This window comes from Kitasatospora sp. McL0602, from assembly GCF_052076145.1.
Taxonomy (GTDB): Bacteria; Actinomycetota; Actinomycetes; order Streptomycetales; family Streptomycetaceae; genus Kitasatospora.
The window spans coordinates 1,647,729-1,662,460 of record NZ_CP197246.1 but is presented as its reverse complement, the minus strand read 5'-3'; the positions used below and the strand labels follow the sequence as shown (position 1 = coordinate 1,662,460).

Here is a 14,732-nt window from a genome sequence, read left to right as displayed (position 1 = left end):
CCGGTTCACAGCCCCCGGAGGGCTCCGCCGTCGGACGCGGCGGGGGAGAGCAGGAAGGCAGCGACCTTGCCGAACTCCTCCGGGGTGCCGTAGCGGCAGAGCGGGATCGCGGCGCTGCTGCTGACCCTGGGACGGGCCGGGGCGGGCCGGGTCACAGCCCCCGGAGGGCTCCGCCGTCGACCGGGACCATCACACCGGTCAGGTAGGACGCGGCGGGGGAGAGCAGGAAGGCAGCGACCTTGCCGAACTCCTCCGGGGTGCCGTAGCGGCCGAGCGGGATCGCCGCGCTGCTGCTGACCCTGGGACGGGCCGGGCCGGGTCACAGCCCCCGGAGGGCTCCGCCGTCGACCGGGACCATCACACCGGTCAGGTAGGACGCGGCGGGGGAGAGCAGGAAGGCAGCGACCTTGCCGAACTCCTCCGGGGTGCCGTAGCGGCCGAGCGGGATCGCCGCGCTGCTGCGGGCGCGGGCCGCTGCCGCGTCGCCGCTCAGGGCGTCGAGCTCGCGGACCCGGTCGGTGTCGATCCGGGCGGGGAGCAGGCCGACGACGCGGATGCCGCGCGGGCCCAGCTCGTCGGCGAGGGACTTGGCGGCCATCGCGAGGCCGGGCCGGAGGCCGTTCGAGATGCCGAGGCCGTCGATCGGCTCGCGGACGGAGCCGGAGAGCACGAAGCCGATGACGCCGCCCTCGCCGAGCACGGCGGCGGCCGCCCGCGCGATCCGCAGGGCGCCGAGGAAGACGGACTCGAAGGCGCCGCGCCAGACCTCGTCCTCGGCCGTGAGCACCGGCCCGGCGGCCGGGCCGCCGACGCTGACGAGCACGCCGTCGAGTCGGCCGAAGCGCTCTTGCGCGGCGGCGATCAGCCGCTCGGCCGAGGCGGGGTCGGCGTTGTCCGCCGCCAGGCCGTGCACCCGCTCGCCGCCGCCGAGGGCGGCGACGGCCGCCTGCACCGACTCCTCGGTCCGTCCGCTGATCAGCAGCCGGGCGCCGTCGGCGGCCAACTCCCGTGCGGAGGCGAACCCGAGACCCCGGGTGGCGCCGGTCACCACGTACACCTTGTCGTGCAGCCCTAGATCCATGGGCCCGATGCTATGCGGTGGCGGGCTGGGTCTCCGGCTCGGTCTCGGTCTCCGGCTCGGCCGCGCTCGCGGACCGGCGGGCGGCGGTGGCGAGTTCCCTCGCCTCGCGGCGGGCCAGCACGACCAAGCCGACCGGGATCAGGCCGGTGAACAGCCACCACTGGATGGCGTAGGCCATGTGCGGGCCGATGTCCGAGTGCTCCGGGTCGGGCAGCAGGACGGGCGTGGCACCGGCGGCGGGGCTGGAACTCGCGAGCTCCAGGTAGCCGCCGAGCAGGGTGACGCCGGTGGCCTTGGTCTGCTGCTCGCTGTTGATCAGCTTGAACTGACGGGACGGCAGGCCGCCGCGGTCCGGGATGCCGCTGCTGGCGGAGGTCTCGTCGGCGCGCAGGCGGCCGGTGGCGGTGATCTCGCCGGTGGGCGGGGCGGGGACGGTGGGGTAGCTGGTGGCGTCGCCGGGGGAGTCGACCCAGCCCCGGTTGACCAGCACGGTGCCGTTGCCGTCGGCGAGCTTCAGCGGGGTGATGACGAAGTAGCCGATGCTGCTGCCGCCGGGCTCGGTGCGGCTGCGGATGACGAACTCGTGCGCGGGGTCGTACGCGCCGACGGCCGTCACCGTACGCCAGGCCAGATCGCCGGGTACGGCCCGCCCGGGGGCGGTCAGCGAGTCGAACGGGACGGGCTTGTCGTCCAGGTTCTGCCCGATGAGGGCGTTACGAGCGACTCGGGCCTCGTGGCGGTGGAGCTGCCAGAAGCCCAACCGGATCATGGTGGGGATCAGCAGCAGGGCGATCAGTGTGATGATCGCCCAGCGCCGGGAGAGCAGAAATCGGTACACAACGGCACGCTACGCCCACGGCCCCCGGCGCTCAGACACCGGGGTGGGTGGCGACCTCGCGGAGCAGCTGGAGGAAGGCGTCCTCGCCGACCACGGGGGTGCCGTACTCGCGGGCCTTGCGGGCCTTGCCGCTCCAGCTGTCGGGCTCGTTGGTGACGAGCAGGCTGGTGAGGCGGCTCACCGAGGCGGCGATGTGCAGGCCGGCCTCGATCGCACGGTCCTCCAGCAGCTCGCGGTCGGTCGCGGTGTCACCGGTGATCGCCACCCGCATGCCCTGCTGGAGCGGCGTGCCGTCCTGCCAGCGCCCCGGGTTCGGGTAGGGGCAGGCGGGGCGCTTGCGCGCCGGGCGGTACGAGGAGGACCAGCCGCTGCGGGCCGGGGCCGAGGCGGGCGGCTCCTCGCCGAGGTCGGTGACGGCGACGCAGTTGGTCAGCGGCAGCGGCACACCGCCCTGGCGGGCCAGGTGCAGGCTCGGGCGGAAGGCCTCGGCGAGCACCCGGGCGTCGTCCAGCGCGTTGTGCGCCTGCCGCTGCTGGACGCCGAAGTACGCGGCCAGCGTCGCCAGTTTGCCGTTGGCCAGCGGAAGGCCCAGGTCACGCGAGAGCACCATGGTGCAGAGCCGCTGCTCGACCGGGGCGCGCAGCCCGGCCCGCGAGTACTCGCGGGAGATCATGTTCCAGTCGAAGAGCGCGTTGTGGGCGACCATCACCCGGCCGCGCAGCCGCTCGGCCAGCTCCCCGGCGATCTCGGGGAAGGTCGGCGCGCCCGCCAGCTCGGCCTGCGTCAGGCCGTGGATCCAGGTCGGGCCCGGGTCACGCTCGGGGTTGACCAGGGTGTACCAGTGGTCGGTGACCTCGCCGTGCCCGTCGAGTTGGTAGACACCGGCGGAGATGACGCGGTCGGAGCGGCCGAGGCCGGTGGTCTCGACGTCGACCACGGCGAAGCCGGGGCCCGGCTCCTCGGGCGCGGCGGAGCGCTGCGCCGGGAAGGGCGCCGCCCAGAGGTCGTCGCTCGGTGACTGGATCGCGTGCATGGTGAACCACTTTAAGGGCGCGCACCCACAGGAGCCGTCGTCCGGGGGCGGGTCAGTGGCGTACGCGACATTTCGACAGGGAGTGCGGGAGCGGCCGGAATAGAGTGGAGGGCGAGATGGTCGTATCACCAGCCGAACCATCTCTCCAGGTCACCGGCACCCCCGAAGGCCAGAGCCCGACGAAGGAAGACCCCTCATGCGCGCCACCGTGATCCACGGCCCGAACGACATCAGGATCGAGGAAGTCCCCGACCCGAAGATCCAGCGGCCGACCGACGCGGTCGTCCGCGTGGTCAACGCCTGCATCTGCGGCAGCGATCTCTGGGCGTACCGGGGCGTGGCGGCCCGCGTGGCCGGGCAGCGGATCGGGCACGAGTTCCTCGGTCTGGTCGAGGAGGTCGGCTCCGAGGTGACGGGCTTCAAGCCGGGTGACTTCGTGGTCGCGCCGTTCGTCTGGTCCGACGGCACCTGCGAGTTCTGCAAGGAGGGCCTCCAGACCTCCTGCCCGCACGGCGGCTTCTGGGGCGAGGTCGGCTCCGACGGCGGCCAGGGCGAGGCCGTCCGGGTGCCGTTCGCCGACGGCACGCTCGTCCAGCTGCCCAAGGAGGCGGCCACCGACGAGGCGCTGCTGCCCAGCCTGCTCGCCCTCTCCGACGTGATGGCCACCGGCCACCACGCCGCCGTCTCCGCCCGGGTCCGCCCCGGTGCGACCGTCGCCGTGGTCGGCGACGGCGCCGTCGGCCTCTGCGGGGTGCTGGCCGCGCACCGCCTCGGCGCGGGCCGCATCATCGCGCTCGGCCGCCACCAGGCGCGCACCGACATCGCCCGCAGCTTCGGCGCCACCGACGTCGTCGCCGAGCGCGGCGAGGCCGCGATCGAGGCCGTCCGCGAGCTGACCGGCGGCCTGGGCGCGCACGCCGTGCTGGAGGCCGTCGGCACCGAGGAGTCGATGCGCACCGCGATCTCGATCACCCGCGACGGCGGCGCCGTCGGGTACGTCGGCGTGCCGCACGGCGGCAGCGCGGGCGTCGACATCGGCCAGATGTTCAACCGCAACATCGCCGTCTGCGGCGGTGTCGCCCCGGCGCGGGCCTACATCCCCGAGCTGCTCACCGACGTCCTCGCGGGCACCATCGACCCGGGTCTGGTCTTCGACCGCACCGTCGCCCTGGACGGCGTACCGGACGGTTACCGGGCGATGGACGACCGCTCGGCGCTGAAAGTCCGAATTTCGTTCTGACCATCTCTGACGCACTGTCAGATGTGACGTTTCATCAAGTGGGGCGGTACCCAAGGCGGGTGCCGCCCCACCGGCGTTCTCCGAACTGTTTTCGGCCAGATCACACGACTGCGCCGGTCGGGTGCTTTCTGTAACCCGCGCGTCGCTCTACCATGCAGCGGCACCCTCTGCCTGTGACGTCCCTCACGTCCGGCACCTGTCTACGTACCCCGAAGACGTCAGGAGACACGAGTGGACACCCCGCCGACCGCCGAGACGCTGCCTCCAGAACTCCCCCCGGAAACCCAACGCATCGACCAGAGCCAGGAGTTCCGCACCCTGCGCAGCTCCTTCCGGGGCTTCGCCTTCCCCGTCACCGCAGGCTTCGTCCTCTGGTACCTGCTGTACGTGCTGCTCTCCTGCTACGCGTCCGACTTCATGGCCACCAAGCTCTTCGGGCACATCAACGTGGCCCTGGTGCTCGGCCTGCTGCAGTTCGCCAGCACCTTCGCCATCGCCGCCTGGTACTCGCGCTTCGCCGCCCGCAGGCTCGACCCGCCGGCCGCCGACATCCGCGGGCAGTACGCCCCGACCGCCCTCGTAGCGCCCCGGGAGGCCGGCGAATGACGATCCACACCCCCAACGTCCAGCTGGCGTCCTCGGCCGCCGACCACCGCGGCCTGACGATGTCGCTGTTCGCCGTCTTCGTCCTCGCCACCCTCGGCATCACGCTCTGGGCCGGCCGCCAGACCAAGGACGCCGCCGACTTCTACGCCGGCGGCCGCGGCTTCACCGGCCTGCAGAACGGCCTGGCGCTCTCCGGCGACTACATGTCCGCCGCCTCCTTCCTCGGCATCGCGGGTGTCATCGCGCTCGCCGGCTACGACGGCTTCCTCTACTCGATCGGCTTCCTGGTCGCCTGGCTGATCGCCCTGCTGCTGATCGCCGAGCCGCTGCGCAACTCCGGCCGCTACACCATGGCCGACGTGCTGGCCTTCCGGATGAAGCAGCGGCCCGTCCGCACCGCCGCCGGCATCTCCACCATCGTCGTCTCGATCTTCTACCTGCTCGCCCAGATGGTCGGCGCCGGCTCGCTCGTCGCGCTGCTGCTCGGCGTCAGCGGCGACAGCGCCAAGCGCTGGACCGTCCTCGCCGTCGGCGCGCTGATGGTCGTCTACGTCGTCGTCGGCGGCATGAAGGGCACCACCTGGGTGCAGATCATCAAGGCCGTGATGCTCATCCTCGGCGCCGCCCTGATGACCGTCCTGGTGCTCGCCAAGTACCACTTCAACCTCTCCAGCCTGCTCGGCGCGGCCTCCGCCGCCAGCGGCAAGGGCAGCGCCTTCCTGGAGCCGGGCCTCAAGTACGGCGTCACCGGGACGACCAAGCTGGACTTCATCAGCCTCGCGCTCGCCCTGCTGCTCGGCACCGCCGGGCTGCCGCACATCCTGGTCCGCTTCTACACCGTGCCCACCGCGAAGGTCGCCCGGAAGTCGGTGGTCTGGGCCATCGGCATCATCGGCGTCTTCTACCTGATGACCCTCGCGCTTGGCTTCGGCGCCGCCGCGCTGGTCGGCCCCAAGGCGATCAAGGCGTCCAACGCGGCCGGCAACACCGCCGCCCCGCTGCTCGCCGAGCACCTCGGCGGTGGCGCGGGCTCCACCGGCGGGGCCGTCCTGCTCGCGGTGATCTCCGCCGTCGCCTTCGCCACCATCCTCGCCGTGGTCGCCGGGCTGACGCTCGCCTCCTCGGCCTCCTTCGCCCACGACCTCTACGCCAACGTCATCCGGCGCGGCCGGGCGAGCGAGAAGGAGGAGGTCGGCGCCGCCAAGCTGGCCGCCGTCGCGATCGGCGCCGTCGCCATCCTGCTCAGCATCTTCGCCGACAAGCTCAACGCCGCCGCCCTGGTCGCCCTGGCCTTCGCCGTCGCCGCCTCGGCCAACCTCCCGACGCTGCTCTACTCGCTGTTCTGGAAGCGCTTCAACACCACCGGAGCGGTCAGCTCCGTCTACGCCGGCCTGATCACCTCCGTCACCCTGGTGATCTTCTCCCCGGTCGTCTCCGGCGCGAAGACCTCGCTCTTCCCGCACAGCGACTTCCACTGGTTCCCGCTGGAGAACCCCGGGCTGGTCTCCATCCCGGTCGGCTTCCTGGCCGGTGTGATCGGCACCCTGCTCTCCCGCGAGACCGCCGACCCGGCGAAGTACGCTGAACTTGAAGTCCGATCGCTCACGGGCCTGGGGGCCCACTAGGCCGGTCATCCTGCCGGATAAGCTGGCCCGGCCCCAGCCGCCGTGGCCGGGCCAGCTCCGGAAAGGAGGCCGCACGTGCTGCTCGACACCTACGGTCGCCAGGCAGTCGACCTCCGGGTCTCCCTGACCGACCGGTGCAACCTCCGGTGCACCTACTGCATGCCGGAGGAAGGCCTCCAGTGGCTCGGCAAGCCCGAGCTGCTCACGGACGAGGAGATCGTCCGGCTGGTCTCGCTCGCCGTCCGCGACCTGGGCGTGCGCGAGGTCCGCTTCACCGGCGGCGAGCCGATGCTGCGCCCCGGCCTGGTCGGCATCGTCGCCGCCTGCGCCGAGCTGCGGCCCCGGCCCGAGCTCTCGCTCACCACCAACGGCGTCGGCCTCGCCCGCACCGCCGGTGCGCTGCGCGACGCCGGGCTGGACCGGGTCAACGTCTCCCTCGACACCCTCGACCCGGACACCTTCTTCACCCTCACCCGCCGCCACCGCCACGACGACGTACTGGCCGGGCTGGCGGCGGCCGAGGCCGCCGGAATGACGCCGGTCAAGCTCAACGCCGTCCTGATGCGCGGGGTCAACGAGCACGAGGCGGCCGACCTCCTCGACTGGTGCCTCCAGCGCGGGTACGAGCTGCGCTTCATCGAGCAGATGCCGCTCGACGCCCAGCACGGCTGGGACCGCACGCAGATGATCACCGCCGAGGAGATCCTGGAGCGCCTCACCGACCGCTTCACGCTCACCCCGGAGCCGTCCAGCACCCGGGGCGCGGCCCCGGCCGAACGCTGGCTGGTCGACGGCGGCCCGGCGAGCGTAGGCGTGATCGCCTCGGTGACCCGCCCGTTCTGCCGCGCCTGCGACCGCACCCGGCTCACCGCCGACGGCCAGATCCGCAACTGCCTCTTCGCCACCGGCGAGACCGACCTGCGGACGGCCCTGCGCTCCGGCGCCGACGACGCCGAGATCGGCGAGCTGTGGCGCACCGCGATGTGGGGCAAGAAGGCCGGCGCGGGCATCGACGCCCCCGACTTCCACCAGCCCGACCGCCCGATGTCGGCCATCGGCGGCTGAGGCAGGACGGCCCGGGGCCCTACTCGGTGAAGTCGGCCAGAGCTATGACCTCTTTGAGGAAGCCCCGGACGCTCAGGAACTGCGAGAGGTGTTCGCGGTGCTCGTCGCAGGCCAGCCAGGTCTTGCGCCGGTCGGGCGTGTGCAGCTTGGGGTTGTTCCACACCAGCACCCACTCGGCGGGCTCCCGGCACCCTTTGCCGGAGCAGACCGGGGGGCCGTCGGGGCCGTCGGCGGGGCCGAAGAGGCTGTTCAAGGCGGGCCGTCCTGGGGAATGAGTGGGCGGGTGGGTGGGCACCGCCAGTCTTTCACCCGCTGTCGACGGCACGACGCCCGGGAGAAGGCATGACGACGCCGGGCAGCCACGGGGGGAGCCGCCCGGCGTCGGTCTGTCGCTCCGACGGGGGATGCGGAGCGCGTACGCAGTATGTCACGCCAAGACCCCCGGATGGCTAGGTCTTTCATGATTAATCTGAGGTTGTTCTGAGCTTTCTACCGGTCAAATGCCGGTAGATTCGGACAGAACGGGCGGGCGAGTTGAGGATCGCTCAGCTCCGGCACCGGCCGCGCTTCAGTCCTCGGCCGGGGTGCCCTGCCCACCGGCGCCGCCTGTACCGCCCGGCCCCAGCATCAGCGGCGTCTCCGGCGAGACGGCGAAGGTGCTCGGCAGCCCCGGCGCCCGCTCCCGCCCGGCGTTGGCGATCAGCACCGCGAAGTACGGCAGCAGCACCGCGCCCGCCAGCGCGGCGAAGGCCAGGAACCGCTGGACGTCCCACAGCACCACGGCGAGCAGCACGCACACCGTCCGGGCCAGCATCGAGATCACGTAGCGCCGCTGCCGCCCCCGGACGTCCTCGGAGAGGCTGGTGCGCGCCCCCGTGATCCGGATGACGTCCCCGTTCTTGCGCATCGCCTACCGCCCTCGTCCGTGTCCACACCTGTTGCGGCGCCGGTCAGCTCACGGTACGCCGGGCAACGCCCGTCGAGGAGGGCGGGGGCGGGAATCCCCGCGAGGTGTGGCGCCCCGGAGTGTGGCCCGGGGTGCGAGTGGGCCGGATGGGGCAAACACTGTGATCCAGAACGGGAGCGCCGCCGAGGGTCGGCGGCCGCGGCCCGTGGGAGCTGCGATGTGGGCAATCATCTCGGCGCTGATCGAGGGCCTGATCCTCGGTGGCATAGCGCGCCTCGTCATCCCCGGTAAGCAGGCGATCCCGATCTGGCTGACCATGCTGCTGGGCATGGCCGGCGCGATCATCGGCAACCTCGTCGCCCACGCCTTCGGGGTCGCCGACACCCGGGGCTTCGACTGGTGGCGCCATGCCTTCCAGCTCGGCGCCGCCGTGCTGCTCATCGTCCTGGCGACCCCGGCCTACGCCGCCCGCAAGAAGGCCTAGCGGCTCACTTCTCGTACGAGAGGTACTGCGGCGGGACGCCGTCCGTGAGCCAGACGCCGTTGGCGCTGACCCGGAAGAGGTGCCCGGTGGCGGCCATCGCGGCGGCGTCCACCGCCAGGACGACCGGCCGTCCGTGTCGGGAGCCGACCCGGACGGCGGTCTCCTGGTCCGCCGAGAGGTGGACGTCCCGGCGGGACATCGGGCGCAGGCCCTCCCGGTGGATGGCGTCCAGGGAGCGGCCGGTGGTGCCGTGGTAGAGCACGGCGGGGGGCTCGGCGGGCGGCAGCCCGAGGTCGATCTCCACCGTGTGGCCCTGGCTGGCACGGATCAGCAGACCGTCGTCGGAGTAGGCGAAGCGGCGCTTGTTGTTGGTCGCCACCACGTGGTCCAGCTCCGCCCGGCCGAGCCGGAGCGCGGCGAGCAGCTCGTCCACCGGCACCCACCCGGCCTCGTCCAGGGTGATCCCGACCGACCCCGGGTCGTGCCGCAGCACCTTCGAGAGCCGCTTCGAGACCTTGACGGTCTGCTTCTCGTCCATGAACAGAAACCCCCTACGACGCCTGGCTGACAGAGCTCATGTTGAAGTCCGGCACCCGCACCGGCGGCATCGCGGCCCGGGTGAACCAGTCGCCCCACTCGCGGGGCAGGCAGGGCTCGGTGCGGCCGACCTCGGTGATCCGGCCGAGCAGGTCGACGGGGGACTCGTTGAAGCGGAAGTTGTTGACCTGCCCGACGACCTCGCCGTGCTCGATCAGGTAGACGCCGTCCCGGGTGAGGCCGGTGAGCAGCAGGCTGGCCGGGTCGACCTCGCGGATGTACCAGAGGCAGGTGAGCAGCAGGCCGCGCTCGGTGCGGGCGATCATCTCGTCCAGCGTCGGTGCGGTCGACTGGTCCGCCGTCTCCAGCACCAGGTTGTCGACCATGGGGGCGACGGCCAGGCCGGTCAGGTCGGCGGCGTGCCGGGTGGTGAAGAGGTTGGTCAGCTCGCCGTCGCGGATCCAGTCCGTCGGGCCGATCGGCAGGCCGTTGTCGAAGACCGAGCCGTCGTCGCCGGAGGAGTGCGCGATCACGAACGGCGCGGCCTCCAGGCCCGGCTCGGCCGGGTCGGAGCGCAGCGTCAGCGGCAGCGGGCTGAGCTTCTCGCCGACCCGGGTGCCGCCGGGCGCGCTGAAGACCGTACGGCCCTCGGCGGCGTTGCGGCCGCTGCCCTCCCAGAGCATGTAGACCAGGAAGTCGGAGACGGCGGAGGGGGGCAGCAGCGTCTCGTACCGGCCGGCCGGCAGGTCGATCCGGTTGCGGCCCCAGGCGAGGCGGCGGGTCAGCTCGGCGTGCAGGGCCTCGACGTCGATGTCCTTGAAGTCCCGGGTGGCCGTGCCCGACCAGGCGGAGGCGCTGAGGTCGGCGGTCTTGGCGTTGAGCTCGACGGTGCCGGTCGGCTGGTCGTGGCGCAGCCGCAGGCCGGTCGAGGTGCCCAGGTAGCTGCTGGTCAGCTCGTGGTTGGCGAAGCCGTAGAGCAGCTGCCCGGCCTCGCGGGCGCGGGCGAAGGCGGCGCCGAGGGCGGGGGCGAAGTCGGCGAAGACCTCGATGGAGGTCTCGGCGGGCGGGGCGGTGAAGTCGGCGGTGCCGGGGCCGGCCGGGAGCAGCGGTTGGGCGTCCTCGGCGGGGTCGGCCGCGCGGGCGGCTGCCTCGGCGGCCCGGACGAGGCTCTCGACCTCGTCCAGGGTGACGGCCTCGCGCGAGACGACGCCGGAGGCCGCCCCTTCCGGCCCGTCGACGACCGCGATCACGGTGAGGCTGCGGCCCCGGGTGACGCCGTTGGTGGTGAGGGCGTTGCCCGCCCAGCGGAGGTTGGCCGTCGAGGTCTCGGAGGCGATGACCACGCAGCCGTCGGTCTCGGAGAGTCCGAGGGCGCGCTCGACGAGCTCGTGAGGCTTGTGCGCGTTCATCAGTTACCGGCCTCCTGCTGCGTGTTGAGCACGTTGACGTTGCGGAAGAGCGCGGAGGGGCAGCCGTGGCTGACGGCCGCGATCTGGCCCGGCTGGGCCTTGCCGCAGTTGAAGGCACCGCCCAGGACGTACGTCTGCGGGCCGCCGACGGCGCTCATCGAGCCCCAGAAGTCGGTGGTGGTGGCCTGGTAGGCGAAGTCCTTGACCTGCCCGGCGAGCCGGCCGTCGCGGATGGCGAACGCGCGCTGGCCGGTGAACTGGAAGTTGTAGCGCTGCATGTCGATCGACCAGGAGCGGTCGCCGACGATGTAGAGGCCCTTCTCCACACCCTCGAACAGGCCCTCGGTGTCGGGGCCGCCCGCGACGGGCTGGAGCGAGACGTTGGCCATCCGCTGCACGGGCACGTGCGCGGGGGAGTCGGCGAAGGCGCAGCCGTTGGAGCGGCCCAGGCCCTGCTGGCTCGCCATCGCGCGGTCGAGCTGGTAGCCGACGAGGGTGCCGTCCTTGATCAGGTCCCAGGACTGCGCGGCGACGCCCTCGTCGTCGTAGCCGACGCTGGCGAGGCCGTGCTCGGCGGTGCGGTCGCCGGTGACGTGCATCAGCTCGGAGCCGTACTTCAGCGAGCCGAGCCGGTCGAAGGTGGCGAAGGAGGTGCCCGCGTACGCGGCCTCGTAGCCGAGCGCGCGGTCGAGCTCGGTGGCGTGCCCGATCGACTCGTGGATGGTCAGCCAGAGGTTGGACGGGTCGATCACCAGGTCGTAGCGCCCGGCCTCGACGCTCGGGGCCTTCATCTTCTCGGCCAGCAGCTCGGGCAGCTCGGCGAGTTCGGCGTTCCAGTCCCAGCCCGTACCGAGCAGGTACTCCCAGCCGCGCCCGGCCGGCGGGGCGATGGTGCGCATCGAGTCGAAGGCACCCGTCCGCTCGTCGACGGAGGTGGCCTCCAGGTGCGGGTGCAGGCGGATGCGCTGCTGGGTGGTGACGGTGCCGCTGGTGTCGGCGTAGAACTTGTTCTCCTGCACCGTCAGCAGGCCCGCCTGCACGTGGGAGACCCCGTCGGCGGCCAGCAGGCGGCTGCTCCACTCGGCGAGCAGCGCCGTCTTCTCGGTGTCGGGCACCTCGAAGGGGTTGGTCTCGTACGCGGAGACCCAGGTGGCGTCCCGGTGCACGGGCTCCTCGGCCAGCTCCACCGGCGGGGCCCCGGCGGCGCGGCTGATCCCGCCGGAGAGCCGGGCCACGGCGACGGCCTGCTCGGCGACCCGGGCGGCGGAGCCGGGGTCGAGGTCGACCCCGGCCGCGAAGCCCCAGGCGCCGTCCAGCAGCACCCGGACGGCGAAGCCGAGCTGGACGTTGTCCGAACTGCCCGACACCCGGGCGTCACGCAGCCGCCAGGAGGCGCTGCGGACGCGCTCCAGCCGGAAGTCCGCGTGCGCGGCGCCGAGTTGCCTGGCCCGGTCGAGGGCGGCGTCGGCGAGCGCTTGCAGCGGGTACGCGAGGAACTGCGGGTCGACGGCGCGGGATGTCGGCGGCATCGGGCTCCCTGGATCGAGGGCATGGGTTGACACAGCATCATCGCCGGTCGACCTGCCCCCGTGCCAGCACATTTGAGCGCACGCAGCCGGCCAGCCCCAGGGGCGCGGGGAACTACCCGAAATCGGGAGTGACGGCGCCGCACCCTCCGCCTCGCGCCCCTGGATGGTGCAACTTGCCGAGGCCGTCAGGCGGAAGCCTCCCACCAGCCGTCGGGCTCCGGGGGGTTGTCGATGTCGACGCGTTCGCCGGGGCGGGGGACGGCGAGGGGGACGGCCTGGGCCTTGGCCTCGGCGAGGAGGCGTTCGACGGGCTCGGCCCAGGGGTGCAGGCCGAGGTTGAAGGTGCACCAGTGGACGGGCACGAGCAGCCCGGCCTTCAAGTCGAGGTGGGCGCGGACGGCGTCCTCGGGCGTCATGTGGATGTCGGCCCAGGCCGCGTCGTACGCGCCGATCTGCACCAGCGCCGCGTCGAACGGGCCGTGCTTCTCGCCGATCGCGGCGTAGCCCTCGAAGTAGCCGGAGTCGCCGGTGTAGTAGACCTTGCGGGTCGGCCCGGCGATCACCCAGGAGCCCCAGAGGGTGGTGTTGCGGGTGGTGGAGCGGCCGGAGAAGTGGTGTGCCGAGGTCAGGGTGAGGGTCAGCTCCCCCAGGGTGCAGGTCTCGTCCCAGTCGAGCTCGATGATCCGGTGCTCGGGGACGCCCCAGCGCCGCAGGTGGCCACCGATGCCGAGCGGCACCGCGAACGGCGCGGACTGCGAGGTGGTGAGCCGCTTGACCGTCGCCATGTCGAGGTGGTCGTAGTGGTCGTGCGAGATCAGCACGGCGTCGACCTGCGGCAGCTCCTCCAGCTCGACGGGCACCGGGTGCAGCCGCTTGGGCCCGACGTGGGCCGAGGGCGAGCAGCGGTCGCTCCAGATCGGGTCGAGCAGCACCCGGCTGCCCTCGATCTCGACCAGCGCGGAGGCGTGGCCGTACCAGACGATCTCGACGCCCTCGGCGGGCCCGGCGGGCGGCCCGGGGCGGACGACGGGCACCGGGGCGGTGGGGGTGCGGCCCTCGCGGTCGAACAGCATCCGGCGGACGGTGGAGCGGTCGATCTCGGGGTGCTCGGCGGGCCGGGCCAGCTCGGAGGGGGCGTTGTGGAAGACGCCGTCGCGGTACTGCGGGGAGTTGCGGATCCGGGCCGAACGCCCGTCGGGGCGTCGGCCGAAGGCGGCGGGCACGTCGCGCAGCGTCCATGCCGCACCGGCGGCCGCCGCCGCGGTCAGGGCTGCCAGGGCAAGACGTGTACGCCGTCCGCCGGGTCGTTGCTCGCTCATCCGCCTCTTCGCTCTCGTCGTCACGGGGTGGGCGTCATCGCCCTGTGCGACACCGTCGCGCATCGAGGGCCCTGAAGGCAACGGGCTCCGGCGGCCGGTTGTTCCCGGGCCGGTCGGTCCGTCGCCGTGCGTTTCTCCAGCGTGCCAGTGGGTGCACCGATTGTCGGGATACGACAGTTCGCGCTGGTGCGACCTGTCGGAGCTGGACCAGCCGCCGTATCGACAGGACCGATAGCGTCACACTGCGTACGCGCGCGCCGCGTACAGAAGCGGCCAGGTCGGCATTCGACGTGCTCACCCCCCCACGGCCGCCGTCAACCAAGGAGAGAGGTGGATCGTTGAGCCGCTCGGTTCTCGTCACCGGAGGTAACCGGGGCATCGGCCTCGCGATCGCCCTGGCCTTCGCCGAGGCGGGCGACAAGGTCGCCATCACCAGCCGTTCGGGGGAGGTCCCCGCCGAGCTGGCGAAGTACGAGGTCATCGCCGTCCGCGCCGACATCAACGACACCGCGCAGGTCGACGCCGCCTTCACCGAGATCGAGGCCGCGCACGGCCCGGTCGAGGTGCTCGTCGCCAACGCCGGTATCACCAAGGACATGCTGCTGCTGCGGATGTCCGAGGACGACTTCGCCTCGGTGCTCGACACCAACCTCACGGGTGCGTTCCGGGTGGTCAAGCGGGCGTCCGCCAAGATGCTCCGGGCCCGGAAGGGTCGGATCGTGCTGATCTCCTCCGTGGTGGGTCTGCTGGGTTCCGCCGGGCAGGCGAACTACGCTGCCTCCAAGGCCGGGCTGGTAGGTTTCGCCAGGTCGCTGGCTCGCGAGCTCGGCTCCCGCAACATCACGGTCAACGTGGTCGCGCCCGGCTTCGTGGACACCGACATGACCGCGGTGCTCAGCGACGAGCGCCGCGCGGAGATCGTGTCGAGCGTGCCGCTCGGCCGGTACGCCGCCCCCGCCGAGATCGCGTCCACCGTGACCTTCCTCTCGTCGGACGCGGCCGCATACATCACCGGAGCCGTCATTCCCGTCGACGGCGGATTGGGCATGGGTCACTGAG

16 protein-coding genes and 1 pseudogene are annotated in these 14,732 nt (G+C 72.4%); 6 read left to right on the top strand and 11 right to left on the bottom strand.

Annotation, left to right across the window (positions count from 1 at the left end; translation table 11 throughout):
- Positions 1-5: 5 nt before the first annotated feature.
- The 5 genes and pseudogenes from ACR68M_RS07690 to ACR68M_RS07670 all read right to left on the bottom strand — a co-directional run bounded on the left by ACR68M_RS07690 (position 6) and on the right by ACR68M_RS07670 (position 2,952).
- Positions 6-155, bottom strand: a complete 150-nt coding sequence (locus tag ACR68M_RS07690; protein WP_441249682.1) for a hypothetical protein — start codon at positions 153-155, stop codon at positions 6-8.
- Positions 152-286: pseudogene (locus ACR68M_RS07685) on the bottom strand (SDR family oxidoreductase); the annotation flags it as partial. The gene ACR68M_RS07690 and the pseudogene ACR68M_RS07685, both read right to left, overlap by 4 nt.
- Before the next feature lie 33 nt (positions 287-319).
- Entirely contained in the window at positions 320-1,081 is a 762-nt protein-coding gene (locus tag ACR68M_RS07680; protein ID WP_441249681.1) for an SDR family oxidoreductase, read from the bottom strand.
- 10 nt (positions 1,082-1,091) lie between these two features.
- Entirely contained in the window at positions 1,092-1,919 is an 828-nt protein-coding gene (locus tag ACR68M_RS07675) for an SURF1 family cytochrome oxidase biogenesis protein (protein WP_441249680.1), read from the bottom strand.
- A gap of 31 nt (positions 1,920-1,950) precedes the next feature.
- A complete protein-coding gene (locus ACR68M_RS07670) occupies positions 1,951-2,952 on the bottom strand; it encodes a DEDDh family exonuclease (RefSeq protein WP_441249679.1) in 1,002 nt (333 codons plus the stop codon).
- Between the two features lie 196 nt (positions 2,953-3,148).
- Between ACR68M_RS07670 and ACR68M_RS07665 the strand changes: the two genes are divergently transcribed.
- The 4 genes from ACR68M_RS07665 to moaA all read left to right on the top strand — a co-directional run bounded on the left by ACR68M_RS07665 (position 3,149) and on the right by moaA (position 7,488).
- The gene (locus ACR68M_RS07665) at positions 3,149-4,192 is read left to right on the top strand and encodes a zinc-dependent alcohol dehydrogenase family protein (protein WP_441249678.1); all 1,044 of its coding nucleotides are present in this window, start codon (positions 3,149-3,151) and stop codon (positions 4,190-4,192) included.
- A 231-nt stretch (positions 4,193-4,423) separates the two neighbouring features.
- The gene (locus ACR68M_RS07660; RefSeq protein WP_441249677.1) at positions 4,424-4,798 is read left to right on the top strand and encodes a DUF485 domain-containing protein; all 375 of its coding nucleotides are present in this window, start codon (positions 4,424-4,426) and stop codon (positions 4,796-4,798) included.
- The gene (locus ACR68M_RS07655) at positions 4,795-6,423 is read left to right on the top strand and encodes a solute symporter family protein (protein WP_441249676.1); all 1,629 of its coding nucleotides are present in this window, start codon (positions 4,795-4,797) and stop codon (positions 6,421-6,423) included. Before ACR68M_RS07660 ends, ACR68M_RS07655 begins: the two co-directional genes overlap by 4 nt.
- 75 nt (positions 6,424-6,498) lie before the next feature.
- On the top strand, positions 6,499-7,488 hold the full coding sequence (gene moaA / locus ACR68M_RS07650) for a GTP 3',8-cyclase MoaA (RefSeq protein WP_441249675.1): 990 nt from the start codon (positions 6,499-6,501) through the stop codon (positions 7,486-7,488).
- A 19-nt stretch (positions 7,489-7,507) separates the two neighbouring features.
- On the opposite strand, the gene ACR68M_RS07645 is transcribed toward moaA, so the two are convergent.
- Both ACR68M_RS07645 and ACR68M_RS07640 read right to left on the bottom strand, forming a co-directional pair.
- Positions 7,508-7,741, bottom strand: a complete 234-nt coding sequence (locus tag ACR68M_RS07645; RefSeq protein ID WP_441249674.1) for a hypothetical protein — start codon at positions 7,739-7,741, stop codon at positions 7,508-7,510.
- A gap of 315 nt (positions 7,742-8,056) precedes the next feature.
- Complete coding sequence (locus ACR68M_RS07640) at positions 8,057-8,395, bottom strand: DUF3099 domain-containing protein (RefSeq protein ID WP_441249673.1); 339 nt, start codon at positions 8,393-8,395, stop codon at positions 8,057-8,059.
- A 217-nt stretch (positions 8,396-8,612) separates the two neighbouring features.
- Between ACR68M_RS07640 and ACR68M_RS07635 the strand changes: the two genes are divergently transcribed.
- Positions 8,613-8,879 carry a GlsB/YeaQ/YmgE family stress response membrane protein gene (locus ACR68M_RS07635; RefSeq protein ID WP_441249672.1) on the top strand — a complete coding sequence of 89 codons (267 nt, stop codon included), beginning with the start codon at positions 8,613-8,615 and terminating at the stop codon, positions 8,877-8,879.
- 4 nt (positions 8,880-8,883) lie between these two features.
- Here ACR68M_RS07635 and ACR68M_RS07630 read toward each other — a convergent pair whose 3' ends face one another.
- The 4 genes from ACR68M_RS07630 to ACR68M_RS07615 all read right to left on the bottom strand — a co-directional run bounded on the left by ACR68M_RS07630 (position 8,884) and on the right by ACR68M_RS07615 (position 13,673).
- Complete coding sequence (locus ACR68M_RS07630) at positions 8,884-9,417, bottom strand: RNA 2'-phosphotransferase (RefSeq protein ID WP_441249671.1); 534 nt, start codon at positions 9,415-9,417, stop codon at positions 8,884-8,886.
- A gap of 13 nt (positions 9,418-9,430) precedes the next feature.
- Positions 9,431-10,825 carry a metallopeptidase TldD-related protein gene (locus ACR68M_RS07625; RefSeq protein WP_441249670.1) on the bottom strand — a complete coding sequence of 465 codons (1,395 nt, stop codon included), beginning with the start codon at positions 10,823-10,825 and terminating at the stop codon, positions 9,431-9,433.
- Complete coding sequence (locus ACR68M_RS07620; RefSeq protein WP_441249669.1) at positions 10,825-12,354, bottom strand: TldD/PmbA family protein; 1,530 nt, start codon at positions 12,352-12,354, stop codon at positions 10,825-10,827. Before ACR68M_RS07620 ends, ACR68M_RS07625 begins: the two co-directional genes overlap by 1 nt.
- Before the next feature lie 185 nt (positions 12,355-12,539).
- On the bottom strand, positions 12,540-13,673 hold the full coding sequence (locus tag ACR68M_RS07615) for an MBL fold metallo-hydrolase (protein ID WP_441249668.1): 1,134 nt from the start codon (positions 13,671-13,673) through the stop codon (positions 12,540-12,542).
- A 338-nt stretch (positions 13,674-14,011) separates the two neighbouring features.
- Here ACR68M_RS07615 and fabG point away from each other — a divergent pair, with 338 nt between their 5' ends.
- Entirely contained in the window at positions 14,012-14,731 is a 720-nt protein-coding gene (fabG, locus tag ACR68M_RS07610) for a 3-oxoacyl-[acyl-carrier-protein] reductase (RefSeq protein WP_441249667.1), read from the top strand.
- Position 14,732 lies beyond the last annotated feature (1 nt).